A 24,958-nucleotide genomic window follows, 5' to 3' on the forward strand; every position below is an offset into this window, starting at 1 on the left:
GGCGCATCAGGATCCCCGTTTTTTGAAAGTCTTCCATGTCCCATCGTGAAGTCGTTGTCCTCAGCGGTGTGCGCACCGCCATCGGTACCTTCGATGGTGCGCTCAAGGATGTTCCTCCCACCACCCTGGCCGCCGAAGTCGTCAAAGCAGCTCTCTCCAAGGCCGGCGTCCCGGGTTCGGATGTGGGGCACGTGATGTTTGGCCATGTGATCAACACCGAGCCTCGCGACATGTATCTGTCACGGGTTGCGGCCATCGAGGGGGGGTGCGCAGAGACGACGCCTGCCTTCAACGTGAATCGCCTGTGCGGGTCTGGATTGCAGGCGGTCGTTTCCGCCAGTCAAGCGATCCTGTTGGGCGATACGGAAATCGCGATTGGGGGAGGGGCCGAGAACATGAGCCGCGCGCCCTATGTGTCATCGACCTCGCGATGGGGAGCACGCATGGGCGACACCTCGATGACTGACATGATGCTGGGCGCCCTGCACGATCCCTTCGAGCGCATCCATATGGGTGTGACGGCAGAGAACGTGGCCAGAAAGTGGGGCATCGACCGGGACGCTCAGGACAGGTTGGCGGTGGAAAGCCATCACCGCGCGGAGCGCGCCTGGGCGACGGATGTGTTCAGGGACCAGATCGTCCCCATCATCCAAAAGGGCCGCAAGGGCGATGTCGTCTTTGACAAGGATGAGCACTTCCGCACCGGGGCGGTATTGGCGGACATGAGCAAGCTCAAGCCGGTCTTTCTCAGAGAGAACGGGACTGTGACCGCTGGCAATGCATCCGGAATCAACGATGCGGCGGCGGCACTGGTGCTGATGGAAGCTTCGGCCGCCAGAACGCGCGGGTTGAAGCCGATGGCACGGCTGGTGAGCTATGCCCATGCCGGTGTCGACCCCCGGTTCATGGGCATCGGTCCCGTACCGGCGAGCAGGGCGGCGCTCGAGCGCGCCGGACTGTCGGTGAAGGACCTCGATGTGATCGAGGCCAACGAGGCGTTCGCCGCCCAGGCCTGCGCCGTCAGCGCGGAGCTGGCGCTCGATCCAGCCAAGGTGAACCCCAACGGCTCGGGCATCTCCCTGGGCCATCCCATCGGCGCGACTGGCGCCATCATCACGGTGAAGGCGTTGCACGAACTCCAGCGGATCGGTGGGCGCTATGCCCTGGTCACGATGTGCATCGGGGGCGGACAGGGCATTGCCGCGATCTTCGAGAACATCGAGTGAGCGGCGGGGTCGTTGGACCCCTTTCCATCTTCGGGCTGGCCTTGGACCGGCCCATTTCCACCAAAGGACAAGTCATGTTGATTGGCGTACCTGCCGAAACCTCGGCGGGTGAGACTCGTGTTGCCGTCACGCCGGAGACGGCGAAGAAACTGGTGGCGTTGGGGCACACGGTGCGTGTGCAGAGCGGCGCGGGCGTGGCGGCCAGCGTGACCGACGCGGCCTACCAGGCGGCCGGTGCCGAGATCACCGACCAGGCCGGCGCCTTCGGTGCCGACATCGTGCTCAAGGTGCGCGCCCCGAGCGACGCCGAATGCGCGCTCGCCAAGTCCGGCAGCGTGCTCGTGGGCATGCTCAATCCCTTCGACGTCGCCGGCCTGCAGCGCGTGGCCGCCGCCGGCCTCACCGGCTTCGCGCTCGAGGCGGCGCCGCGCACGACGCGTGCCCAGAGCATGGACGTGCTCAGCTCCCAGGCCAACATCGCCGGCTACAAGGCCGTGATGATCGCGGCCGACAAGTACCAGCGCTTCTTCCCGATGCTGATGACCGCCGCCGGCACCGTGAAGGCTGCGCGGGTCGTGATCCTCGGCGTGGGCGTCGCGGGCCTGCAGGCCATCGCCACGGCCAAGCGCCTGGGCGCGGTCATCGAGGCCTCGGACGTTCGCCCCAGCGTCAAGGAACAGATCGAATCGCTGGGCGGCAAGTTCATCGACGTGCCGTACGAGACCCAGGAAGAGAAGGACGCCGCCGAGGGCGTGGGCGGCTATGCGCGCCCGATGCCCGCGAGCTGGCTCACGCGCCAGCAGGCCGAGGTCGCCAAGCGCGTGGCGCTGGCCGACGTCGTCATCAGCACCGCGCTGATCCCGGGCCGTGCCGCGCCGACCCTCATCACCGAGGACATGGTCAAGTCCATGAAGCCCGGCAGCGTCATCGTCGACATCGCCGCCGGCAAGGGCCCGGATGGCGTGGGCGGCAACTGCCCGCTGTCCGAAGCCGACAAGACGGTGGTCAAGCACGGCGTGACCATCGTCGGCGAAACGAACCTCGCCGCGCTGGTGGCTGCCGACGCCTCTGCGCTGTACGCGCGCAACGTGCTCGACTTCCTCAAGCTCGTGCTGACCAAGGAGGGCACGCTGAAGATCGACCTCGAGGACGACATCGTCGCCGCCTGCCGCGTCACGCAGGACGGCCAGGTCACGAAGAAGTAAGCGAACACGCGAGGAGAAGAAACCATGGACATCGTCTCTCACACCGTCATCAACCTCATCATCTTCGTGCTGGCCATCTACGTGGGCTACCACGTGGTGTGGACCGTCACGCCCGCGCTGCACACGCCGCTGATGGCCGTGACCAACGCCATCTCGGCGATCGTCATCGTGGGCGCCATGCTGGCCGCCGCGCTCACCGAGACCGGCCTGGGCAAGACCATGGGCGTGCTGGCCGTCGCGCTGGCGGCGGTCAACGTCTTCGGCGGCTTCCTGGTCACGCGGCGCATGCTGGAGATGTTCAAGAAGAAGGAAAAGAAGGCCGCGCCCGCAGCCGCCGAGGGAGCTTCCAAGTGAGCATGAACCTCGTCACCCTGCTGTACCTGCTGGCCAGCATCTGCTTCATCCAGGCGCTCAAGGGCCTGAGCCATCCCACCACCTCGATCCGCGGCAACGTCTTCGGCATGACCGGCATGGCGATCGCCGTGCTGACCACCGGCGCGCTGATCTGGAAGCTGGCCAACGGCAACCCGGCCGGCCTGGGCTACGTGCTGGTCGCGCTGGTCGTGGGCGGCGGTCTCGGCGCCTACATGGCCAACAAGGTCGAGATGACCAAGATGCCCGAGCTCGTGGCCTTCATGCACAGCATGATCGGCCTGGCGGCCGTGTTCATCGCGGTGGCCGCCGTGGCCGAGCCGCATGCCTTCAACATCGCGCTCAAGGGCGACCCGATCCCCGCGGGCAACCGCCTGGAGCTGTTCCTGGGCGCGGCCATCGGCGCCATCACCTTCAGCGGCTCGGTGATCGCCTTCGGCAAGCTCTCGGGCAAGTACAAGTTCCGCCTGTTCCAGGGCGCGCCGGTGCAGTTCGCGGGCCAGCACATGCTCAACCTCGTGCTGGGCCTGGCGACCGTGGGCCTGGGCCTCGTGTTCATGGCGACGGAGAACTGGACCGCCTTCTTCGCGATGCTCGCGCTGGCCTTCGTGATGGGCGTGCTGATCATCATCCCGATCGGCGGCGCGGACATGCCGGTGGTGGTGTCGATGCTCAACAGCTACTCGGGCTGGGCGGCCGCGGGCATTGGCTTCAGCCTGAACAACGCGATGCTGATCGTGGCGGGCTCGCTGGTGGGCAGCTCGGGCGCGATCCTGAGCTACATCATGTGCAAGGCGATGAACCGCTCGTTCTTCAACGTGATCCTGGGCGGCTTCGGCGGCGACGCGGCCGCGGCCACGGGCGGCGCGAAGGAGCAGCGCCCGGTCAAGAGCGGCAGCGCCGACGACGCGGCCTTCGTGCTGGGCAATGCCGAGACGGTGGTGATCGTGCCGGGCTACGGCCTGGCGGTGGCGCGTGCGCAGCATGCGGTCAAGGAGCTCGCGGCCAAGCTCACCGAGAAGGGCATCACGGTGAAGTACGCGATCCATCCGGTGGCCGGTCGCATGCCCGGGCACATGAACGTGCTGCTGGCCGAGGCCGAGGTGCCGTACGACCAGGTGTTCGAGATGGAGGACATCAACGGCGAGTTCGGCCAGGCCGACGTGGCGATCATCCTGGGCGCCAACGACGTGGTGAACCCGGCCGCGCACACCAAGGGCAGCCCGATCTACGGCATGCCGATCCTGGAGGCCTACAAGGCCAAGACGGTGATCGTGAACAAGCGCTCCATGGCCGCCGGCTACGCGGGCCTGGACAACGAGCTGTTCTACATGGACAAGACCATGATGGTGTTCGGCGACGCCAAGAAGGTGGTCGAGGAGATGGGCAAGGCGGTCGAATAGAGAATCCGGCGCCAATCACTTGCGTTGCGGCATCACCCAAGCTTGCCTCTTGTCGACGTCTACGCGGCGGACCGTGTTTCCGTAGAATTCTTCGAAGGGCGTGTAACCAGCAGTCATCTCTTGTCGAACTAAGCCCTGAGCAAGCGCCAGGCCGGCGTTGTCTGGCTGCTTGCCAAGCCGTTGAAAGGGCATGAGATGAAAAGTTCTAAACACACGCACTACCTGCTGTCTGATCGCGGTGCCTTCCGTGGTTCACGCAGCGAGTCGACTCACAACGGGTCGCGATCGGCTCCGCGCTGGGGGGTGTACCTACACATCAGCGATCTTTCGCTGACAGCCTCCCACACTGGCACGGGAGCGTAGGCGGATGAAGACCCCTCAGGATCAAACTGCGACCGGGCGACCCACTGTCGGCCGATTCGCCGCGATCGCTCTTTCGGTCGGGGCCGTGGCTTGTGCCTTTGCCTATGCGGCTGGGTGGCTGACACCTTCGCGCCTGACGCCCGCCAAAATCGTGGATTCGCTCGCGCCGGCCAGCGGACCGGTCAAAGGCTTCCGACGCAATCATGCGAAAGGCATCTGCTTCGCAGGAAATTTCGAGGCGAACGGCGAGGCGGTCGCGGTTTCGCGAGCGTCCATCTTCAAGGCCGGAAGCTACCCGGTCATGGGTCGCTTCAACCTCGCGGGCCCCATTCCGACCATGGCGGATGGCACGGGTCGTGTACGTGGATTGAGTGTTCGAATCGAGGCGCCAGACCAGCAGGAGTGGCGCACTGCGATGATCAATGCGCCGTTCTTTCCGATCGAGACGCCGAAGGAGTTCTATGAACTCCAACGCGCCAGTGCGAACAAGGATGACCCCGGCGCAATCAAGCAGTTCGCAGCCAGTCACCCTTCGCTTCGCGCATTCGGTGCGTGGGCTGGCAGCGCTCCGTATGCCGAGTCCTATGCTGAGGATCGCTTCAACAGCCTCAACAGTTTCGTGCTGACCAATGCACAGGGTCAGAAGCAGACCGTGCGCTGGTCATTCATTCCGACCGCCGCGATGGTTCCGGTGCCTTCGGAGGACCTGAAGAAGCGCGATCCCGACTTCCTCTTCAAGGAACTCTTCCAACGGGTCGCGAATGCCCCGCAAAAGTGGAGGCTGGTGCTGACGCTCGCCAATCCGGGCGATCCCACGGCCGACCCTACCCTGGTTTGGCCAGCCGATCGCCGGCAGATTGAAGCGGGCACGCTCGTGGTGACCCGGATCGAAGCCGAGGCCAACGGACCGTGCCGCGACATCAACTTCGATCCCACGGTTCTGCCCGAGGGAATGCAGACCTCCGACGATCCGTTCCCCGCGGCGCGCTCGGCGGCCTATGCGGTGTCCTATGACCGCCGCACCTCGGAGTCGGAACATTACCCGCGCGTCCAAGCCGAAGCCAAGCCATGAGCCATCAACACATGAAATTCTCGAAGCTGCAGCGCGTGCTCCATTGGGTCATGGCCATCGGCATCCTCGCGATGCTGTTCATCGGGGTCGGCATGATGTCCACGATCGATCGCGCTTACCTGGTGCTGGTGGGCATCCACAAGCAAATCGGCATTGCGATACTTGTCCTGGCGCTGCTGCGTCTCGTCGTGCGATGGCGCAGCGGGGCACCGTCGCTGCCGGCGAGCATGAGCGAGCCCATGAAGCTTGCGGCCAGGTTGTCGCATGTCGCGTTCTACGCGCTGATGATTGCGATGCCTTTGCTCGGGTGGTCCATGTTGTCGGCTGCCGACTATCCCGTGACCTTGGCCGGGATGCGGCTCCCCCCGATCGTTCCGGCCAGTGCCGAGTTGCACAGCATCCTGTGGAGCGCCCATCGCTTTCTGGCGTTCTGCTTGTTCGCTTTGTTCCTGCTGCACTTCGCGGCTGCGCTTCTTCATGCCTGGGTGCGAAGGGATGGCGTCTTCGAGACCATGACGTTCGGTCGTCGGGGTGGTCGCTGATTCATTCGACAGATCGTGAAGGCGCGCGGGTTCCGGGACCGAGGCGGCGCCGTTGTGACCGTTCAGCGTGCCGCACCAGCCTGAGGCGCTTGCTGCAATCGCCGCGTCAGGACGAAGTCGGCGATCGCGTCGACGACCCCGGGTGCTAGTGGAAGGTCAGCACGACCGTAGGTGGCAAGATTGGCGGCCCGATCGTCGGTCTCGACAGCTTTCAGCACATGGTTCGCCTCCGGAAGCAGCACCAGCTTCGACTGCGCCGCTGCCTGACGCAGCCGCTGTGCGTCCGCGACGCCGACTTGAAGGTCGCGCCCGCCCTGCACGATCAGCAGGGGTTTCGTGTACCGGCCGGCCAACTCCGCGGGGTCGATGGCGAATGCGCTGATCAGGAACCCTTGCACTTTCGGGTGGAACACAGGCCGCAGCGCCGGTTGCACATCGGCCATCTCCACCCGGCGGCCGGCTTCAAGCGCATCGATGGCGGCCATGGCCTGGTCGAGCAGCGGCGCGTTGGCGGGATTGGCCCGCAACTGCTCACGCAGTACCTGTCCCATCGGCCGGCCCGTGCTCGCCACCAGGACCACGCCGCAGACGGTCGGATCCTGCCGCGCGGTTGCCGCCGCCAGCGCGACCAGTCCGCCCTCGCTGTGGCCCAGCACCCAGACGCATCCGGCGCCGGAGGCCTCACGGATCGTGTCGACCCAGCGGCGCACGTCCCCCGCGTAGTCCTTGATGGTGACCGGGTCGGCGTCGGCAACCGCGCCGGCGCTGCCGTACAAGCCGCGCTTGTCGATCCGCACTGTGGCGATCCCTTTCGCTGCGAGGCCTTCGGCCAGGAGCCGGTACGTCGAGGCCTTCACTCCCAGCGGGCTGTTGTCGTCGCGGTCCGTGGGGCCAGAGCCGGGCACGATCAGTAGCACCGGAGCGAGCGGCGTATCCGGAGCAGCCGGCGACAGCAGGGTGCCACGCAGCGGACCCAGCGGCCCGGGCGCCTCCAGCGGCTTCTCGCGCGGTTCGGCGGCAGCTGCGCTGACGACAGTTACGGCGACTGCGGCCCTCGCCAGCAGATGGAGGAGGCAGGCTTTCATTTCTTCATGGACCTTTGACTCGATCCCGCACGAGCGGGTCGGCCAAGTCTATAAGGCCACCATCGCCGCCCCACATCGAAGAACGCGAAGGACGACTTCCCTGTTGACCTCGTTGCGGCGCCTTCATGTCTCATGGTCTCACCGCGAGACCCGATCCATGACCACCGCGAGCTTTGAAGCAGCCGCCTCCGTTCCGGTCCATGGTGGGTCTGTCCAGGCGGCCGACTGAACGCCACGGCCGTTCGGGCATTCGCAGCAACCCAGTGGAACTGCTCTGCCGTGCTCTCCAGGCCAAGCAGCTTCAACCATCCCGTCCGGAATTGGGTGGTGCCAACAGCCCTTAATTGGGTGCCGGCCGGGGAGCGACGCTGATTCCCGACCTCGAAGCCACAACGGACAGGATGGCCGCAACGGTCAGACTGGCCCCGATGCAGAGCATGGCGGCAATCAGTCCCTTGGCCATGGAGCTCGCGCTCGGCGAAGTACCCGCGACGCTGAAGAAGACGCCGCCGATGACCGCGACGCCGAGGGCGGCGCTGATCTGCAAGGCTGAGTTGGTGATGCCGGCAATCATTCCGGAGCCGCTCACGGGTGCACGGTCGATGACCGAGCGCACGAGGGTAGGCAGTGCCCATCCCTGCCCGAAACCCAGAAGTCCAACCGCGACGATGAGCGGAAACTGGGCGGGCATTCGTGCGGGGGCGCCAGCAACCAGCGCCGCAAGGTACAGGCACCCGGCCACCTCGAGCAGCATGCCGATGGCGGGAACCCAACTGCCGAAGAGGCGGACGGCCAGCGGTGTCGTCAACGGACCGATGAAGAAGCCGACGCCGAAGGGCAGGAACACCAGTCCCGTTGCCAAAGGATCCAGTCCCAGCGCCGACTGTAGGTAGACGGAGAACACCAGGAAGAAGGCAGAGACGACGTAGAAAAAGAGGACGCCGGCGAGACCGCTCATCAATCCCGGCATGCGGACCAGGTCGATGCTGACGAGCGGGACGCCGCCTCGTCGAGAAAACGCCTTTTCATAGCGCCAGAAACCGAGCGCGGCGACAGGTGTCGCGATGAGCATGGCGCATGCCCACCATGGCCAGCCCCTTTCGCGCCCCTCTACCAGCGGCACGATCAGCAGGCTCAGCGTGAGCGCGCAGAGCAGAACACCGCCCCAGTCGATGGGCGCGGGGCTATCGCCACGAACGTTCGGCAGCAAAGGCAATCCACCGATCAGGACCGCAGCCACCACGGGCAGATTGATCAGGAAGATGATTCGCCACTGAAGGTGAAAGACGTCTGCGGAGATCAATGCGCCGCCCAGGGCTTGCGCGATCACTGCCGCCAGCCCGACGGTGGCGCCATAAAGGCCCAGCGCACGCGAGCGCTCCCGCACCGGGAACAGCGCATGAACGGAGGCCAGCCCTTGTGGGGCCATGGCGGCTGCGCTGAGACCTTGGAGTATGCGTCCCACGATGAGCATGGAAGGCGAGCTTGCGAGGCCGCACAGTAAGGACGTGAGTCCGAAGCCGCTGATGCCGAGCAGGAACATGCGCCGTCGGCCGAAGAGGTCGCCAAGCCGCCCACCGGTGATGAGGAAGACCGCGTAAGCCGCCGCATATCCGGAGATCACCAGTTGCAATTCAGCAGCACTCGTGCCGAGGTCGCCCTGAATGGACGGCAACGCAACATTGACGATGAAGAAGTCGAGCGGAGGCAGGAACGCCCCCACCAGCAACACCGCGAATGCGAGCCACCGACGCGAATCTGAACTTGTTTCTTTCATGATTTCGGTTGCGGCGGCGCGGATCAGATGGGGCGACCGAAGCGTTCCGTGCCCATGATGGGGGTCCAGTTCTGCAGCGGCGTGGCGAAATGCATCTCGAAGATGCGCTGCTGGAACGCCCATCGCCCGTCTCTTCGCTGGTAGAGGTCCTTGTACTGGCCGCTTACTTGCAGCGGTCCCTTCTCGACGTCGTAGAAGAGGCAGTCCGCCGCAACCAGGCCATGGCCGTTGTCGCCGTCGAGCGTGATGATCGCGTTCGCCATCCAGTGATGCATGTGCGGCATGCGTTTCATGTTGACGCGTGCTTGCGCCAGGATCGCATCGAGTCCCTCCGAGTTTCCATTGGCGCCGAGCAGCAGCCGAGAGTCGGGATGCCATAGGGTGGCGAGCAGTTCCACATCCATCGTGTCGAACGCTTCCGCGTAGTTGGCGATCAGGGCATCGATGGCGAAGCGGCTCTCGATGGCGTCTAGGCGGGCTTCAAGTTCTTTGGACATGCGGGTTCTCCGTGAGTGAGCGGTGCGAGCGATCTGTGAGCGCACCAATAAAATATACCAAGTGGTACAAAAATGAGTAAAAAAAAGCGTGACTGGCGCGACCGGGGCATGAAGCCCGCTTCCTGCGCGGGCGCCTGGTGTCCAAGCGCAGTCTTCAAACGCGTCGATTTAAATATCGATCGGTACAAATATATGGCGGCGCTCGAAGGCTGTCAACGGAACGGTTCGACACGTCGATTTGCCAGAAGGGGCAGCAGGTCTTTGCTTGCCGATTTATTGTGTATCGACTAGTATGTAATTTTGAACTGGCGGAGATCTTCATGGCTCAGCGAGGCCGACCGCGCGCATTCGACCGCGACGCGGCCCTTACCTCGGCCATGCACCTGTTCTGGGAGCATGGCTTCGAATCGACCTCGCTGTCTCAACTGAAGGCGGCGATGGGCAGTGGCATATCCGCGCCCAGCTTCTACGCGGCCTTCGAGTCCAAGGAATCCTTATACAAAGAGGCGCTGGATCGATACATGGAGATCTATGGCCACTTGACCAGAAGCCTCCACGATCCTTCCATAGAGCCGCGAGAAGCGGTGTTCCTCGCACTGAAGCGCTCGGCAAAGATGCAGTGGGAGGGAGGGCACCCCAAGGGTTGCATGGTTGCGTTGGGCGTGATGGGAGCCTGCTCGTCGGGCAGCGAAACCATCACCGCAATGCTCCGAGACGTGCGCAGTCGCACCCGCGCTGGATTCCGTGCCTGCGTCGAGCGGGCCATCAAAAGCGGGGAACTGCGCAAGTCCACGAACCCGGCTTCGATGGCCGCGGCGTTCGACAGTTTCTTCTTGGGTCTCTCCGTCCTGGCCCGCGATCGTGTGCGGCTCGCGGTCGTCGAGGAATCCGTGGTCGAAGCCATGGGCATCTGGGATGCCGCGCTGGATCGATCCGATCATCCAGCCTGAGCTTTCGGTCGACTGGCAATGAACGCGCAGAGCATTGCGCTGCCGTGCGCCACGCTCTGGCGAACGGTCGGCTAGCCAAGGCCTGCGCCACCCGACCACCTCGATCCGCGGCAACGTCTTCGGCATGACCGGCATGGCGATCGCCGTGCTGACCACCGGCGCGCTGATCTACAAGCTCGCCAGCGGCAACCTCGAGGGCCTGGCCTACGTGCTGGTCGTGCTGGTCGCGCTGGTCGCGCGGGTCGTCGGCGGGGACCTCGGGGCCTATATGGCCAACAAGGTCGAGATGACCAAGATGCCCAAGCTGGTGGCCTTCATGCACAGCATGATCGGCCTGGCGGCCGTGTTCATTGCGGTGGCCGCCGTGGCCGAGCCGCCTGCCTTCAACATCGCGCTCAAGGGCGATCCGATCCCCGTGGGCAACCGCCTGGAGCTTTTCCTGGGCGCCGCGATCGGCGCCATCACCTTCAGTGGCCCGATGATTGCCCTCGGCAGCGCCCCCCGCCGGCGGCTGCGCGCGAGGCGAGACCTTGGGCAGGCCCGGGTGGCGTGGCGTTCAGGGAAAGGCGCTGGCCAAGCCGGTGCGCGGCGTGGCACCGCCGCCCGGCCCGATTTCCAAGTAGGCGTCGCTGGCAGGCGTGTAGGCTTTCCACTCCGGCGCGACCATGCTGGGATTGCCATCCTTCGCGAAACGGGTCCATAGCGTCATGGTGGTTTCAGTGATGGCTTCGTCGTTCGGTCCCCAGCCCATCGACGCCTGGACATCGGCCGCGTCCCCAGCGGTGCCGGTGATGCCATTGCCATTGAGGTCACCGATGGGCGCCTTCGCGCCGGCCGGCGTGAGCACGAGACCCATCACGTAGTTCGTCACCATGCCCTGCGGGTAGCCGAACAGGTAGGGCAACTCGCCGCTGTGGCCGCTGAGCAGGCCCATCGCCGACCAGCCGTCCGGCACGCGGCTGAACCGGTAGACGTATTGGGGCGAGCGATAGGTTGGCGCGCGCTGCGCCATGAACACCGGCAGCGACGCGCGCAGCGAGGGATAGTCGCCCGAGGTCGCACCCACCATCAGCGGCACGTCGCTGGGCATGCCCTCCGCCATGTTCTGGCCGTAGGTCTTCACCATGTGGCGATGATCCACATTGGGTCGGTAGGTCTCGCGCGGAATGCCCGCGTCGAGGTCGGCTTGGGTGTAGGCGGTCCACGGCAGGGCGCGCGCCTGTGCCAGCGTGGTCGCGCCGACGCGCTCGAACACGGCCTTGCCGATTGCTTCGCCGCCGGCCAGCGAGCTCGCGGGTGTTCCGCCCGTCGCGATGGCATTGGCGCCGCTCTGCACAATGGCCTTGTGGAACAAGCCGGCAGCCTCGGGCGCGTTCATGAGGCCATAGACCTTACCGCCGCCACCCGATTGGCCGAAGATGGTCACGTTGTCGGGATCGCCGCCGAAAGCAGCGATGTTCGACTTCACCCATTGGAGCGCCTTCACCAGGTCCATCTGGCCGTAGTTTCCCGAGCCGCCGTGGCCGCTTTCCGCGCTGAGCAGCGGATGCGCGAGATAGCCGAACGGCCCCAGTCGGTGGTTGACGGTGACCAGCACGACACCCTTGGTGGTCAGGCCATCGGGATTGTTGTACTGCTTGGAGTTGGCTGTGAGAATTGCGAACGAGCCACCGTGGAACCACACCATCACCGGCAGCTTCGACGCGCTTTTGGGCGCCGTCACGTGCAGGTACAGCGAATCCTCGCTCATGCCGCCTTCGCCCAGGGCCTCCATCGTCGGGTTCTGCGCCGACTGGTCGGGCCAGGCGATGGCCTGGCGCACACCGCTCCAGGGTGCGGGCGATTGCGGTGCGCGCCAACGCAACGGACCGACTGGCGGTTGCGCGTACGGAATACCGAGGTACTGCCACGTGCCGGCATTTGCCTCGAAGCCCCGCAGCGAACCGCCCGTGGTGGCCACGAGGTGGCGCGTGCGCGTGCTGCGCGTGTAGTGTTCCTGTGCGGCTGCGGTGGTCCTGGCCGTGCGCGGTCGCGGGTCGAGGTCGGAGAAGGCGCCTGCCGTCTCGATCGCTGCGAGCAGGGGCGCAATGCTGGCACGGAACGCGGCCGCGGGCTGTGCGAAATCGATCGCGGCGGCTTGACGCGAGACCGCTTGGCGGATCGCTTCGGTGATCTGTATGCCGTTGTTGAGATCACCGTCGGCATCGAGGGATTGCAGCAGCACCAGGCGGTTGCTCACACGCACGTCACTGGTCGTGCTGTCGGCCCCGACCCAGGCGAGCGGCGAGACGGCGGCCGATGCCGGCGTCGAGCCCAGCGGCAATGTACCGATCGAGAAGCTCAAGGTCTCGCCGGCCGCATAGCGGTACCGGCCTTCGGCATCGGTGGTGCGCGCGCCGCTCAGTGAGCCGCGGTAATCGAGTCCCGACACAGGGTCACCCATGAACGTGCCCGTGAGCTTGGGCTGAGTATCGGGCGCGGTGTCGCCCGCAGGCGGCGCGACGAACGCGAGGCTGGTGCCATTGCCGCCGCCTCCGCAGCCGAGCAGGGCGACGGTGCTCGCCCAGGCTGCGAGGCAAAGGACGCGCGAGCGGCGCCGTTCGGCGCGGGCCGTGTGTGAGTGCATGAAGGTCTCCTTGTGGTGTGGTGTGCGGGAACGAAAGGCGTGGCCGCGCCGCCGCGCCTCCTCGCGATCTGGCGACGCGGCGCTCCGGCAGCGCGCTCAGGGAAAGACGCTCGACAGGCCGGTGCGGACCACGGGCGCGGCGCCGAGTTCGACGAAGCGGTCGTTCGCGGGCGTGTAGGCAGGCCAGTCAACCAATCCCGCGACGCTTGGGTTGCCGGTTTTGGCGAACTGGGTCCAGATCGCCATGCTGTTCTCGATGGCCTTCGCATCAGCGCTGTCGAAACCGGCCGAGGCAAGGATGTCCTGCGTGTCGCCCGCGGAGCCGCTGACGCCGTTGCCGTTGAGGTCTCCAATTGCGAGCTTGCTGCCGGTGGCCGGGTCGATCACCAGGTCGAGCAGGTAGTGGGTGACGACGCTCTCAGGCGCATTGAAGACGTAGGCCAGCTCGCCCGCGTGATACGTTTTCACGCCCCTGGCGCGCCAGCCGCCCGGCACCTGGCTGAAGAGGGCCGCATAGTGCCGGCTGGCGCTGTGCGTCGTCATCCAGGGAAACACGTTCTTCACCGTCTCGATCGGGTCGGGGGTGTCGTTGGTGTTGACCACGATCATGAAGGGCACGTCGTTGTGTCGGCGCGACTCGAAACTCACGCGCTCGCTGTACGGCAGATAGCCGTTGTCGATGTTGGTGTAGGGCACGAGCACGGAAGCCGCTGCGACCACCTCGGTCCAGGGGCGGCTGCGCATCTCCTCGAGCGAGGCCGCGCCCAGCCGCGTCTGGAGCGCGAGTCCGACCGCCTCGGCCGAGGCCAGCGTGCGGGTGTCGGGAATCAGCGTGCCGCTCTGGCTGATCGCCTTGTGGAAAAGGCCGGCCGCGCTCGGCGATGCCATGAGTGAAAGCACCTTGCGCCCGCCACCGGACTCGCCGAAGACGGTCACGTTGTCGGGGTCGCCGCCGAAGGCCGCGATGTTCGCCTTGACCCACTGCAGTGCCATCACCAGGTCCATCTGCCCGTAGTTGCCCGAGCCGCCGTGACCGCTCTCGGCGCTGAGCGCGGGGTGCGCGATGTAGCCGAGGGCGCCGAGGCGATGGTTCACCGAGACTTGCACCACGCCCTTGCTGGCGAGGGCATTCGGGTTGTTGAAAGGCTTGGTGTTGCTCGTGAGCGAAGTGAACCCGCCGCCGTGGAACCACACCATCACCGGCAGCTTCGACGCGGCCTTGGGTGCCGTCACGTTGAGGTAGAGCGAGTCTTCGCTCATGCCGCCTTCGCCGAAGCGCTCGAGCGCTTGGACCTGTGCGGCCTGATCTGCCCAGGCCACCGCCTCACGCACCCCGCTCCAGGGCTGGGGCGCTTGCGGCGCGCGCCAGCGCAGCGCGCCGACCGGCGGCTGCGCGTAGGGAATGCCAAGGTATTGCCAGGTCGTGGCGCTGGACTCGAAGCCGCGCAGCGGACCGCCGGTGGTGATCACGAGGTTGCGCGCGGCGGTGGCGCGGGTGTAGTGCTCCTGCGCGGCGACGGCGCCGCGCGCGCTGCGCGGACGCGGATCGAGATCCGTGAAGGCGCCGGCCGCATCGAGCGCTGCGAGCAATGGTGCGAGGCTTGCGCGGAAGGCCGTGGCCGTTTGGGAGAAATCGATGGCCGCGGCATGCCGGGACACGATGTCGCGAATTGCGCCGGTGACCTGAATGCCGTTGTTGAGGTCGCCGTCGGCATCGAGCGTCTGCAGCAGTACGAGGCGATTGGTGGCGCGGGGGTCGGCCGGCGAGCTGGCGCCGCCGATGCTCAGCGGCGACAGCGCGTCCGCGGCGGGCGCGGTGCCCAGCGGCAATTCACCAATCGAAAAGCTCAGCGTTTCGCCTGGCGCATAGTCGTAGCGCCCCTGCGCGTCTGTCTTACGCGCCCCTGTGACGGAGCCACGGTAGTCGAGGCCAACAACCGGTCCGCCTGCGAACACGCCGATGAGCCGGGGCTGGTTGTCCGGTGCAGGCTCATGGCTGCCGTCGGGCGCCGGCACCGTGGGCCACGATATGAAACTGGCGCTGCTCCCTCCTCCGCCGCCACAGCCCAGCAAGAAGGCGGTAGCGGCGCAAGCGGCCATCCACCGCGTGCCGCAACGGCGCCCCTCGGGCGATGCCATGCCTTTGATCATCCATATCTCCTTCGGTTATTTGACGTACGGGGGTCCCCGCGCGGGGCCGAGCCGGCCCAGATGGAACGGGTGAATAATTCCATTGAATTAATTCAATCGAATTAGAACTAACCCTAGCCCGGCCAGCGGTCACAATCTGCGTCCCATGCCCAGTCCTGCAACGAGCCCGAAGGAAAAACGCCCACCCGCGCTGGCGGCGTCGGCCGCCGCCACGCGCGAGCGCCTGCTGCTGGAAGCCATGCGGTTGTTCGCGCGCGAGGGCATGAATGCCGTGTCGCTGCGCAGGATCGTCGCGGCCGCGGGCGCGGGCAACCTGTCGGCGCTGCACTACCACTTCGGAAATCGCGAGAGTGTGGTGACCGAGGTGGCGCGGATGCTCCAGCGTATCCTCGAGCCGCGCTGCCGCGCGCGGCTCGAGGCGCTGGACCGGGGACCGCACACCGTGCGCGACGTGCTGGACGCAGCCTTCGGTCCGATGATCGACATGCTGTCCGAGGCCGGGCTGGGCCGCGACGCCGTGTGCTTCATCGGCCGGCTCGGCTGGGATTTCGGCGAGGAAGGCCAGAAAATTTCGGCCGACATGCACCGCGACATACTGACGCTCGCACTGGACAGGCTTGCCGCGCTGATCCCGGCGGTACCCCTCGAAGTTCTGAAGTTCCGCCTCCTCCTGACGATGAACTCGTTGTACTACGGCATCTCGTACCGCAGCTACGCCATGCGCTCACCCTTCGGGCCGCTGTCGATCGGGCGACGTGGCAACGAAGTACAGGAGCGGGCGCTGTTCATGGACTATCTCGAAGCCGGTATCCGGCATCCGTGACGCTCGAGCTTGAGCAGGATCGGCAGGCGTGCCGTTGAATGCAGTGCGCCCGACCAGACGCCACGGCTTCCATGATCAGCTTCATCGACCATGGCTCGTGGCGCCGACCGACACCGCGCACCCGTTGGCGAACGGCTTGTCTTGCGGATAGTCAAAAGTCCTACATCGATCTTGCAGGCCCCAGGGTAGAAACGATGACCCAGGAGTTCGGAATGACCACCATTGCATTCGATAAACGCTATGAGGCGTGGGCTGCAGCTGAGGCGGCGGTCTATGAGGCGATGATTCGGCTCGGTCCGCTCGGCCATGCGGAGGTCACGCCTTTGCGTGTGCGGGCCGATGAGCTGCTGCGCGAACTCTGGGAAGAACCAGATCTCTTTGAGGCCATCAGCGAGTCCCGCGATCAGTTTGAGTTTGCGCATGCCTCGCGGGCTGTCTAGGTGCCCGTGTTGAGATCAGCGGCAAGCTTGCCTCCGGCAGCGTGATCTTTGGCCGGACCACCGGTTGGGAAACAAGATCTCATCGAGGCGTTCCTCTCGCCTCCGGCTGGGAGCGCCAGGTTGCAGTAGGCGCTCGGTCGCCGCCAGCTTCTGTTCACGTTCTCGGCGTCACCCGCGTTCCTCTTGCTCTTCGCGTTCCCGCGTCCTCGCGCCGCCGCGCCTTCGACGTGAAAAGAATCAAAGCTGTCTGACATGGCGTAAAGCGCGGGAACCCTACATTTCTGACGCCACGGCTGCGTCGTGGCACCTTGCTGTAAACCTCAGCCCGGCCCAGTGCCGGGCTCTTTTTTTAGGATCGCTGTGACAAGTCGAACGTCTCTTGAAATCTTGCCGAGTGGGACCTAGATTGATCACCGTCGAAGTTTTGGTCAACTAAAAAGGAGGTTTTCATGACCATGAACTTGTTGCGGCAGATCGCGACGTCCCGCCTGCCGGTCTCGTTCTATCGACCCGAAGACATCGATCAAGTCCGCATCCTCAGAGCGGCGGGGCTGGTTGTGGCGCTGGTTCCGGCGCCAACCAATCCGCTCACGCTGGCGGGCGACGGCTTGGCTGCTCAGGTGCTCGCAGTCACGCAAAAGGGGCGTGAAGAGCTCGCCAAATTCGACTACCCGCAGTCGCCGTCGCGGCCGCCGCTGTGGCGCCAACGAATGTCACGCATCGTCACGCGGCGTCGCAGATCACCGTCTTCCGACTCACCCACTTCTGCACGAATGCAGTAGCACAAGAAAAGATGAGTCCGCTCGAGCGCGCGCTGCTTTGATCATTCACGGCAGCGCGTGCCGTCTCGACGGCCGAGCTTGTAGCTTCGCCGTGTTTGTCGGGTTCTTGGATTTCGATTCAGACGTCGTGTGGCTATTCTGCCCGTGTCGCAACGATGGCCTCGGAGCCTTCATGGACCGTAGGTCACTGCGAGCCTGCCGGCCATGCTGACCCTAGGGTTCGCCCTGCTCGGAAACATCAATCGCAGCGATGTGCCTGCAGATTCACTCTTAACTATCGGCCGCGATGTCTACCAACGGTCATTCACGCTGTTCGGGTGAGGACCTTGTGAGCACGCGCGAATGCTTCCAGCAAAAGGAAAGCGCCATCACAGCAACGAGACCTCGACGCCGTCGGCCGCCACCATCAACCCGGGAGTGTCCTCAGCGATCTCGATCGGCACTCCCATGTGGGTGAAAAAGTCGCTCTTGTTCGAGCCGCAGAGCTTCAGCACGCGCACGTATTCCGCGTGCTGTGCGCGCGTCATCAGAAATTTTTGCGGGTAAGCATTGGCGTGGGCCTTCCAATGGGCCGACAGCTTTTCGGTCATTGAGAGATAGAGAGACGGCATACGTAAAATGACATCGCTGAGCGCACAGGGATTTAGTAGATTTTCGTGCCCGTTGGAGAAGGCTGGCATGCCAATGGATTTTTTGCGTCGCATCAAGGACGCCAGGTTTCCGCTCGAGCTTCATGACGAAGCAGATATTCGAAATTCGATTGTTCTCGAAGCGGCCGAATTGATCAAAGCCCAGTTGCCAGGCGTCGGCGCCCCGCCTGCGGACGCCAGCGTCATCATTTTCCGCATCACGCCTCAAGGAAGAGCCGCCCTGTCCATGGGCAAGCCGATATAGCTTGGTCGGAGAATGCTTGGGCCCCCATCTGCTCTCGACTCGAGATCATCATGGTCGGTCGCTCCATGCGTCGTTACTCTGAGTGTCCAGCCAGCTCGAAAGGGCGCTCTTCCGCCGGTCGGATGCGAAAGGGACAGGCCTTTCTCGACGCGCAGGGGCGTAGTTCGATGCACGAGTCTGAGTGCTTGGCGAGCGCGGTTAGCGCTGCTCAGCCTTGTGCCGGCAGCAGCGTGGACGCTCGCACGTGCAGACGCTTTTCGAGGTGACACCAAAGGAAGTTCGCTGTCGTCTTTTTTCTGCAGGCTCTCATTGGCGTTCGCAGCACCCGTTCGCGTTGCTCGGTAGGTCCTCCGTGGGGAGACGCAGCGAGACAAGCCAGCAGACAAAGCATTTGCGAGAATGGATACATGCTTCTTCCTCCTCCGAACGGTACGGACCGTGTGCAGGGCCTCGCGGCGCGCCTCGGGTGCACCGTGGCCGATCACTGTGAACTCTATGGGCAATTCAAGCCCGCTCTTCTGGGCAGCTTCTCAGGGCTCGCGCTGACGCTCAAGGAATTTGGGGGGCGTTGGGACAAGGTGGAACGTGTGTACGTTTTCGCCAGTTGGCCGATGCTTGAGGCCGCTTTGGAATACTGCATCAGGCACAAGGAAGAAGCCCGCCCTTCGATTTGAATGCTGCGGCCTGAAACGGCGCGGTCGATTGTCGAGCGCGCCGCGGCGGTCTTCTTTTTTGCGTCCCAGCTCGATGCCAGCCGTCGCCGCGACGCCGAGGAAGCACTCGCACAAGCGCACAAGATGGAGGCTCTCGGGCACTCACAGGCGGTATCTCGCACGACTTCAGTAACCTGCTTCAGGTGATGTCAGGTCATCTGGACATACGGAGGTGAAGTTGGAAAGGGGCATGCTCGAAGAGGGCACCGTTCGTCGAGGGGTTGAGAGCCTGCGTTCGACAATCTTTAAAGCATCAACGCTGACCCAGCAGCTGCTTGCTTTCTCGAGGTGCCAAAGACTGCGCGGCCGAGTGGTAGGGATCAACGCGGTGGCACAAGGAATGTCCGAGTTGGCCGCGCGCACTCTCGGTGATTTGATCTATGTCGAATTCGACCTGGCGCCCAACGCGGGGAATTTGGAGATCGACGTGACGCAACTTGAGGTGGCGAGCTTGAATGTGTTGGTCAACTCACGCGATGCAATGCCCGGCGGAGGGTCGATCAAGCTGCGTACGCACCCGTTGAGGTTGCGCTTGGCAGTCCGACGGCGCTCGAGGGACTGGCGCCAGGCCCGTATGCTGCTGTCTGCATCTCCGATTCCGGCCTGGGAATAGATCTGGCGATCCTGCCTCGGGTGATGGCCCCCTTTTTTACGACAAAAGACGAGGGGAAGGGGACAGGCCTTGATTTGAGGAACTGCGGCGCACCCGAGCCGCGCCGATGCACCAGTCAGAGAACGCTTTTCGGGTGCTGACCGCGTCACTGAAGCCCTCGGCGTCGGGCTTGAGCTTGGCAGGCTCGTCGAGTTGAACAGCGGTCCTTCACCTTAATGCTCCTCATCAAAGGCTAAGAAATCTATGAAGTAAAACTTTGTAGTTTGACTTTGTATCGGCTAGCATGGCTTGATGAATGAGCCGGTAAGCGCCCCTCACGATCTACGCGCGCACACCCTCGCTGCGGAACTGCGCATGCTGGTGGCAAAGCTCAACCGGCGACTGCGCGAGCAGTCGCATGCCGGCGATCTCACGGGTTCCCAGAAGACCGTGCTTCTGCATCTCGAGCGCGAAGGTCCGGCCACGGTCACGACCCTCGCGCGTACCGTGGGTGTGCGCCCTCAATCCATGGGCGCGACCGTGGCCGCGCTGCAAGGGGCGGGACTCGTCAGCGGTGCGCCCGACCCGGCCGATGGACGCCAGACCATCTGGTCGGTCACGCCGGTCTTTCGCCAATGGATCAAGGACGCCCGCGCCGCGCGCGAGGACTGGCTGTTCCAGGTGATCCAGACCAGGCTCGCCCCGCGCGAGCAGGAAGCGCTCGCGGCCTCCATCGAACTCTTCAAACGCCTCGCCGAAGATTGAAAGCGAACCCACCATGCCCGTCACCACCCTCGATCCCCAAACCGCCCTCATCGTCATCGACCTGCAAAAGGGCATCCTCGCACTGCCCGTCGCGCATGCCACCGGCGAGATCGTGCAGCGCGCCAGCGCCCTGGCGTCTGCCTTCCGCCAACGTGCGCTGCCCGTGGTGCTCGTCAACGTGGCAGGCGGTGCCAAGGGCCGCACCCAGCAGCAGCGCCCCGGTGGCGAACTGCCCGCCGACTGGGCCGAGCTGGCCGCCGAACTCGACCGCCAGACCGGGGACCACCTGGTCACCAAGCACACGTGGGGTGCCTTCACGAATACCGGGCTCGAATCGCACCTGAAGGCGCTGGGCGTCACGCAGGTCGTGATAGTCGGCATCGCCACCAGCATCGGCGTGGAGTCGACCGCACGCCAGGCCTACGAACTGGGTTTCAACGTCACGCTCGGCATCGACGCCATGACCGACATGAACGCCGATGCTCACGCCAACAGCATCGCCCGCATCTTTCCGCGCCTGGGCGAAACCGGCACCACGCAGGAAATCATCGACCTGCTTGCTCGGTGAGCAGCAGCACTTTCCGTTCGCTCCGTGGCTACAACTACCGCGTGTGGGCCGGTGGCGCGGCGGTGTCCAACGTGGGCACCTGGATGCAGCGCACCGCGCAGGACTGGATCGTGCTCACGCAGCTCACGCGCCACAACGCCGCCGCGGTCGGCATCGTGATGGCGCTGCAGTTCGGCCCGCAATTGCTGTTGCTGCCGCTCACCGGCTGGGCGGCCGACCATCTCGACCGGCGCAAGCTGCTGATGGTCACGCAGGCCACCATGGGTGCGTTGGCGCTCGGATTGGGTCTGCTGACACTCACCGGCCTCGTGCAGCTGTGGCATGTGTACGTGTTCGCGCTGCTGCTGGGGTGCGTGGCCGCCTTCGATGCGCCGGCGCGCCAGACTTTCGTGTCGGAACTGGTCACCGAGATCGATCTGCAGAATGCGGTGGCGCTGAACTCCACGTCGTTCAATGCCGCGCGCATGATCGGCCCGGCGGTCGCAGGCGTGCTCATTGCCGCGGTCGGCACGGGCTGGGTCTTCGTGATCAACGCGGCGTCGTACGTGGCCGTCATCGGCGCGATGAGGATGCTGCGCGTGCACGAGCTCCATCTGCGCCAGCGCGCGGTGCGCACCCGTGGCAGTTTTCTCGAGGGCTTTCGCTACGTTTGGCGGCGCCCCGACCTGAAGGCCGTGCTGTTCATGCTTTTTTTGATCGGCACCTTCGGCTTGAACTTCCCGATCTTCATCTCCACGATGTCGGTCACCGTCTTTCATGCGGGCGCTCACCAGTACGGCCTGCTGTCTTCGATCATGGCGATCGGCTCCGTCATGGGCGCACTGCTGGCCGCGCGGCGCGACAAGCCGCGCATGGGCGTGCTCGTGGTGGGTGCTTCCGTTTTCGGCGCGGGCTGCGCGCTGGCCGCGCTGATGCCCGGCTACTGGCTCTTCGGCATGACGTTGATCGTGGTGGGTGTGGCCGCGCAAACCTTCACCACCACGGTCAACAGTTGGGTGCAGCTGTCGACCGAGCCCGCCATGCGCGGGCGCGTGCTGGCGATCCTGCTGGCGATCCTGCTCGGTTGCACGCCGATGGGTGCGCCCCTGGTCGGCTGGGTGGCCGACGCGTTTGGGGCGCGTTGGGCGATGGGAGTGGCGGCGCTGTCGGGGCTGGCCGCGGCTATCGTCGGGTGGCGCTACCTGTCGCTGTACCACCGGTCCTCGCAGGTGGGTGCTTCCCAGGAAAACCCCGAGCCATAGGACAAGTGGAAGCAATGCTGCGCCGCCGTCAGGGCGGAGCTTGTGGCGCGGGTGCTTCGCGTGGTCGCCCGATGTCTACCCACGCAGGTTCGCTGAGGTGCGGCGAGCTGGTGTCCTGTCAACCTCCGGCCTGCATAACAACTGATCTGCGAAGTGTCCGCTGCTTCAGCATGTGTTGCACACCTTGGTAAGAAAAGCGCGCTGTTGCTAGCTCGACAACGCCGCGGTAGAAGTATTTGCTTTCAGTTCGTCGACTGAGATTGCCATCTCGGTGACTTCAAGCGGCCCATAGTTCGAGAGGAACGCGACATCAGCCGCATCGCGCCCATAGGCCAAGACGATTCGACCGCCTTGCGGTTCTGCCTGCGTCGCGTCGAAGGTATACCACCGCCCGCCGACGAAAGCCTCGAACCAGGCGTGCATGTCCATGGGCTCGAGTTGGTACAAGTAACCGACCACCATGCGGGCGGGGATGCGCAGGGCACGGCACATGCCGATAGCCACGTGTGAGAAGTCACGACACACGCCTGCGCCATCAGAAAGGGTGTCGAGCGCATCCGTGGATCCATCGCTCACGCCATACCTGTACTCAAGGTGTTCGTGGATCCAGCGTCGAATGACTTCGACTTGGGCATAGCCCGATTTGGTGTCCCCGACGATCTGGAGCGCACGGTCCTCCATCTTGTCAGAAGGGCAGTAGCGGCTTTGAAGCAAGTATTGCAGCGTGTCCGAGGGCAGGTCGCGGACCGCTACTGCTTCTGCATCGGGCGCGACGGCGATCGCAGCCTCGGCTTCCATGATCATCTCAACCTCGATGCGCATCTCGCCTTTTGGCACGGTGAGGCGCTGACACAGGTTGCCAAACACGTCGACGTATTCCGTGGTTGTCACCCACGGCTGAAGTTCGTAGCGCTCACTGACCATCCACTGCGCATCGCCACTGCGGGGGCGAAGCATCGCGACGACAGGGCAGTCACTACTTGCTTGCACTCTCATCTTGCATGTGGCGTGAAGTCGCATAGTTCTTTCTCAGTGGAGAGTGGATTTGAAAGTTGGGCGCGCGGGAATCAGCCCTGGTTGTAGCCTTTGCAGGGTGCTGCTTCTGTCAGCGAAGATCGAGTTTTCACCAGCGTTTTGATTCGCAAAAGCTTGGGCATCTAGTTCATCCGCCATGCGCGCGGTTATTAACCTACGCATTGCCAGAGCAAAACTCGTGCCCTGCCAGGTGAAGCCGTCGCGCGATGGATCGCTAGAGGCCGATGTGATGTCGGCCGCTGAAGCCTGGAGATCCCTCTCGCACGAGACGATGAGGAGGCGAGTATGCGAGATAGACACGCACCGCACCGGTCACTGATGGGGGCGTCGGAAAATCTCCCCCGTGATCTACTGCGCTGGCTTGCTTCAAGCTGTCGAGGCTGTCGCCAGAACAAGAGGTCGTTTGTACTTTGGGAAATCAATGCAAAGGAGAAGGCAAAAATTTGAAATCCATTTGCCCTCCCACTATTGCCGAAACTTACATCCCGATCAGGCTGGCCATTGCGCGTGCAATCGGACTATCAAATCGCATCTTGCCTTCGACTGCGGCGAAGCAGATGCAGTCGGTCCCGGGTGCGACGGTTGGACAATGATGGATGCTGTGATCTGCGGCATCAAAGTCACCGGTGCCAAATACCTCACGTCCGTCTGCAAAAGCGCCGTGAAGCACCTGGGTTAGCTCGGTGCCATTGTGGGTATGAAAAGGTAAGCTGCGGCCCGAGCCGATGCGCAACAGGAATAGCTTTGCATCCGGATGTGAAGGAAGGCGAAGTCTGCTCCATCGCATGCCAGGAGCGAGAAATCTCCAGGGGGTTGAGGTGCAGGCCTCTAGGGCGCGAGGCCACGCCATGCCGGCAGGCAGCGAGGGCCGCTCACCTCGTTCGAAGGTGCGCGAAGATGGCGTCTTGTGAACCGACGCTGGCTGATCAATCGCCGCGAGTGTTCGTGCCAGTGCTTGCGCCGAAAGAGATGCAGGCGGCAGGTCCTCAACTATGACCCCGCCGACTGCTTCGAAGAGTCCAAGGCGCTCCTGGCATTGAGCGCAGGTCTCGATGTGAGTGCGCACTACGAGCGTTGCGCCGATGGAGAGCGTTCCCGCGGCGAGTGAAAGCAAGAGGTCGTCAGCGGGATGATGGCGGATCATTATTGCATTCCTTCAAGCAACTCGCGCAGGCGCGCAAGCGCCCTTCGAATGCGCGACTTCACAGTGCCTAACGGAAGCCCAAGCTCTTGCGCGATCTCTGGATGGGGGTGATCTTTGAAAAATGACAGGCTCAGCAGATGCTTCTGCTCTGGAGAAAGCTGCGACATAGCCAGTCGAATGCGTACTGCATTCTCTCCAGTCCACACACCTTCTTCCAGGGCCGGACCCGGGTCAACCAACTGCGTCGCCAGATCCTCTTCGTCTGGCACCAAGGGGACGCTGTCGCGCCGTAATGAATCCACCCGAAGATTCCTTGCGATCGCGAAGATCCATGTGGACAATGCCGCTCGCTTCGGGTCGAAGAGCTTGGCCTTTCGCCAAAGGCTCACCATCGTTTCCTGCGCCAACTCCTCGGCGGACGTCTCCGAAGAGCCACAGAGCATCATGTAAGCCTTGACCCTAGGGGCAAAATGCTTAAAGAGAGCGGCAAACGCCTGTCGGCTATTGGTCGCCGCTACCGCCTCCACCCACTCATTGAGTTGTTCGCTGGTTGGCACGGTACCTCGTCGTTGCACCTTGGTTACGACAGACAGCCAAGGCAGCTTGGACACGCCCGTGTCGGGTTCGGGCACTACGACTTCTTGAACGGCGCTCATGCCTCATATACGCCCCTTAAGCTTACTTGGATCACA

General features: G+C 64.1%; 25 protein-coding genes and 1 pseudogene. 17 read left to right on the forward strand and 9 right to left on the reverse strand.

Annotated features, from left to right (window positions below; all coding sequences use genetic code 11):
• The first annotated feature begins 35 nt into the window (after positions 1-35).
• The 6 genes from bktB (at position 36) to AC1HIL_RS36855 (ending at position 6,183) form a co-directional block, all read left to right on the forward strand.
• Positions 36-1,226 (forward strand): beta-ketothiolase BktB, encoded by a 1,191-nt coding sequence (bktB, locus tag AC1HIL_RS36830; protein ID WP_479668715.1) that lies wholly within the window; start codon positions 36-38, stop codon positions 1,224-1,226.
• 74 nt (positions 1,227-1,300) lie between these two features.
• Entirely contained in the window at positions 1,301-2,431 is a 1,131-nt protein-coding gene (locus tag AC1HIL_RS36835; protein ID WP_479668714.1) for a Re/Si-specific NAD(P)(+) transhydrogenase subunit alpha, read from the forward strand.
• A gap of 24 nt (positions 2,432-2,455) precedes the next feature.
• Positions 2,456-2,785, forward strand: coding sequence for an NAD(P) transhydrogenase subunit alpha part 2 (locus tag AC1HIL_RS36840; protein WP_057591510.1), 330 nt, complete (start codon positions 2,456-2,458; stop codon positions 2,783-2,785).
• Positions 2,782-4,206: an NAD(P)(+) transhydrogenase (Re/Si-specific) subunit beta gene (locus tag AC1HIL_RS36845; RefSeq protein WP_057591509.1), complete on the forward strand. Its 1,425-nt coding sequence runs from the start codon at positions 2,782-2,784 to the stop codon at positions 4,204-4,206. The genes AC1HIL_RS36840 and AC1HIL_RS36845 overlap by 4 nt, the downstream gene beginning before the upstream one ends.
• A gap of 367 nt (positions 4,207-4,573) precedes the next feature.
• Complete coding sequence (locus tag AC1HIL_RS36850) at positions 4,574-5,641, forward strand: catalase family peroxidase (protein WP_479668713.1); 1,068 nt, start codon at positions 4,574-4,576, stop codon at positions 5,639-5,641.
• Complete coding sequence (locus AC1HIL_RS36855) at positions 5,638-6,183, forward strand: cytochrome b (RefSeq protein WP_479668712.1); 546 nt, start codon at positions 5,638-5,640, stop codon at positions 6,181-6,183. The genes AC1HIL_RS36850 and AC1HIL_RS36855 overlap by 4 nt, the downstream gene beginning before the upstream one ends.
• Before the next feature lie 62 nt (positions 6,184-6,245).
• On the opposite strand, the gene AC1HIL_RS36860 is transcribed toward AC1HIL_RS36855, so the two are convergent.
• From AC1HIL_RS36860 to AC1HIL_RS36870, 3 genes are all read right to left on the reverse strand, one after another.
• Positions 6,246-7,268 carry an alpha/beta hydrolase gene (locus AC1HIL_RS36860; RefSeq protein ID WP_479668711.1) on the reverse strand — a complete coding sequence of 341 codons (1,023 nt, stop codon included), beginning with the start codon at positions 7,266-7,268 and terminating at the stop codon, positions 6,246-6,248.
• 340 nt (positions 7,269-7,608) lie between these two features.
• Entirely contained in the window at positions 7,609-9,045 is a 1,437-nt protein-coding gene (locus AC1HIL_RS36865) for an MFS transporter (RefSeq protein WP_057591505.1), read from the reverse strand.
• Positions 9,046-9,068: 23 nt separating this feature from the next.
• On the reverse strand, positions 9,069-9,542 hold the full coding sequence (locus tag AC1HIL_RS36870; protein WP_057591504.1) for a nuclear transport factor 2 family protein: 474 nt from the start codon (positions 9,540-9,542) through the stop codon (positions 9,069-9,071).
• Positions 9,543-9,862: 320 nt separating this feature from the next.
• Between AC1HIL_RS36870 and AC1HIL_RS36875 the strand changes: the two genes are divergently transcribed.
• Positions 9,863-10,492 carry a TetR/AcrR family transcriptional regulator gene (locus tag AC1HIL_RS36875; RefSeq protein ID WP_057591503.1) on the forward strand — a complete coding sequence of 210 codons (630 nt, stop codon included), beginning with the start codon at positions 9,863-9,865 and terminating at the stop codon, positions 10,490-10,492.
• A 34-nt stretch (positions 10,493-10,526) separates the two neighbouring features.
• Positions 10,527-10,985, forward strand: a pseudogene (locus tag AC1HIL_RS36880) (NAD(P)(+) transhydrogenase (Re/Si-specific) subunit beta); the annotation flags it as partial.
• 63 nt (positions 10,986-11,048) lie between these two features.
• Here AC1HIL_RS36880 and AC1HIL_RS36885 read toward each other — a convergent pair.
• Together AC1HIL_RS36885 and AC1HIL_RS36890 are read right to left on the reverse strand one after the other, a co-directional pair.
• Complete coding sequence (locus AC1HIL_RS36885; protein WP_479668710.1) at positions 11,049-13,118, reverse strand: carboxylesterase/lipase family protein; 2,070 nt, start codon at positions 13,116-13,118, stop codon at positions 11,049-11,051.
• Positions 13,119-13,214: 96 nt separating this feature from the next.
• Entirely contained in the window at positions 13,215-15,269 is a 2,055-nt protein-coding gene (locus tag AC1HIL_RS36890) for a carboxylesterase/lipase family protein (RefSeq protein WP_479668709.1), read from the reverse strand.
• Positions 15,270-15,414: 145 nt separating this feature from the next.
• On the opposite strand from AC1HIL_RS36890, the gene AC1HIL_RS36895 reads away from it, so the two are divergent.
• The 3 genes from AC1HIL_RS36895 (at position 15,415) to AC1HIL_RS36905 (ending at position 17,314) form a co-directional block, all read left to right on the forward strand.
• Positions 15,415-16,092, forward strand: a complete 678-nt coding sequence (locus AC1HIL_RS36895; RefSeq protein WP_057591499.1) for a TetR family transcriptional regulator — start codon at positions 15,415-15,417, stop codon at positions 16,090-16,092.
• A 71-nt stretch (positions 16,093-16,163) separates the two neighbouring features.
• Positions 16,164-16,532 (forward strand): hypothetical protein, encoded by a 369-nt coding sequence (locus AC1HIL_RS36900; protein WP_261217575.1) that lies wholly within the window; start codon positions 16,164-16,166, stop codon positions 16,530-16,532.
• A gap of 449 nt (positions 16,533-16,981) precedes the next feature.
• The gene (locus AC1HIL_RS36905; RefSeq protein WP_261217573.1) at positions 16,982-17,314 is read left to right on the forward strand and encodes a hypothetical protein; all 333 of its coding nucleotides are present in this window, start codon (positions 16,982-16,984) and stop codon (positions 17,312-17,314) included.
• A gap of 368 nt (positions 17,315-17,682) precedes the next feature.
• On the opposite strand, the gene AC1HIL_RS36910 is transcribed toward AC1HIL_RS36905, so the two are convergent.
• Complete coding sequence (locus AC1HIL_RS36910) at positions 17,683-17,994, reverse strand: hypothetical protein (RefSeq protein WP_479668708.1); 312 nt, start codon at positions 17,992-17,994, stop codon at positions 17,683-17,685.
• Between AC1HIL_RS36910 and AC1HIL_RS36915 the strand changes: the two genes are divergently transcribed.
• The 6 genes from AC1HIL_RS36915 to AC1HIL_RS36940 all read left to right on the forward strand — a co-directional run bounded on the left by AC1HIL_RS36915 (position 17,993) and on the right by AC1HIL_RS36940 (position 22,087).
• Positions 17,993-18,208, forward strand: coding sequence for a hypothetical protein (locus AC1HIL_RS36915; protein ID WP_261217568.1), 216 nt, complete (start codon positions 17,993-17,995; stop codon positions 18,206-18,208). The genes AC1HIL_RS36910 and AC1HIL_RS36915 overlap by 2 nt on opposite strands.
• Positions 18,209-18,615: 407 nt before the next feature.
• Positions 18,616-18,882 carry a hypothetical protein gene (locus AC1HIL_RS36920; RefSeq protein ID WP_261217566.1) on the forward strand — a complete coding sequence of 89 codons (267 nt, stop codon included), beginning with the start codon at positions 18,616-18,618 and terminating at the stop codon, positions 18,880-18,882.
• A gap of 229 nt (positions 18,883-19,111) precedes the next feature.
• A complete protein-coding gene (locus AC1HIL_RS36925; protein WP_261217565.1) occupies positions 19,112-19,534 on the forward strand; it encodes a hypothetical protein in 423 nt (140 codons plus the stop codon).
• Between the two features lie 291 nt (positions 19,535-19,825).
• Positions 19,826-20,278, forward strand: a complete 453-nt coding sequence (locus tag AC1HIL_RS36930; RefSeq protein ID WP_409976602.1) for a MarR family winged helix-turn-helix transcriptional regulator — start codon at positions 19,826-19,828, stop codon at positions 20,276-20,278.
• A gap of 13 nt (positions 20,279-20,291) precedes the next feature.
• The gene (locus AC1HIL_RS36935; RefSeq protein ID WP_261217563.1) at positions 20,292-20,846 is read left to right on the forward strand and encodes an isochorismatase family protein; all 555 of its coding nucleotides are present in this window, start codon (positions 20,292-20,294) and stop codon (positions 20,844-20,846) included.
• A complete protein-coding gene (locus AC1HIL_RS36940) occupies positions 20,843-22,087 on the forward strand; it encodes an MFS transporter (protein WP_479668707.1) in 1,245 nt (414 codons plus the stop codon). The genes AC1HIL_RS36935 and AC1HIL_RS36940 overlap by 4 nt, the downstream gene beginning before the upstream one ends.
• A 207-nt stretch (positions 22,088-22,294) precedes the next feature.
• Here AC1HIL_RS36940 and AC1HIL_RS36945 read toward each other — a convergent pair whose 3' ends face one another.
• The 3 genes from AC1HIL_RS36945 to AC1HIL_RS36955 all read right to left on the reverse strand — a co-directional run bounded on the left by AC1HIL_RS36945 (position 22,295) and on the right by AC1HIL_RS36955 (position 24,922).
• Entirely contained in the window at positions 22,295-23,107 is an 813-nt protein-coding gene (locus AC1HIL_RS36945) for a transglutaminase domain-containing protein (protein ID WP_422098568.1), read from the reverse strand.
• Positions 23,108-23,600: 493 nt separating this feature from the next.
• Positions 23,601-24,266 (reverse strand): ChrR family anti-sigma-E factor, encoded by a 666-nt coding sequence (locus AC1HIL_RS36950; protein ID WP_082322163.1) that lies wholly within the window; start codon positions 24,264-24,266, stop codon positions 23,601-23,603.
• Positions 24,266-24,922, reverse strand: a complete 657-nt coding sequence (locus AC1HIL_RS36955; protein WP_479668706.1) for a sigma-70 family RNA polymerase sigma factor — start codon at positions 24,920-24,922, stop codon at positions 24,266-24,268. The genes AC1HIL_RS36950 and AC1HIL_RS36955 overlap by 1 nt, the downstream gene beginning before the upstream one ends.
• Positions 24,923-24,958 lie beyond the last annotated feature (36 nt).

It is taken from the genome of Variovorax sp. ISS6 (assembly GCF_056523145.1).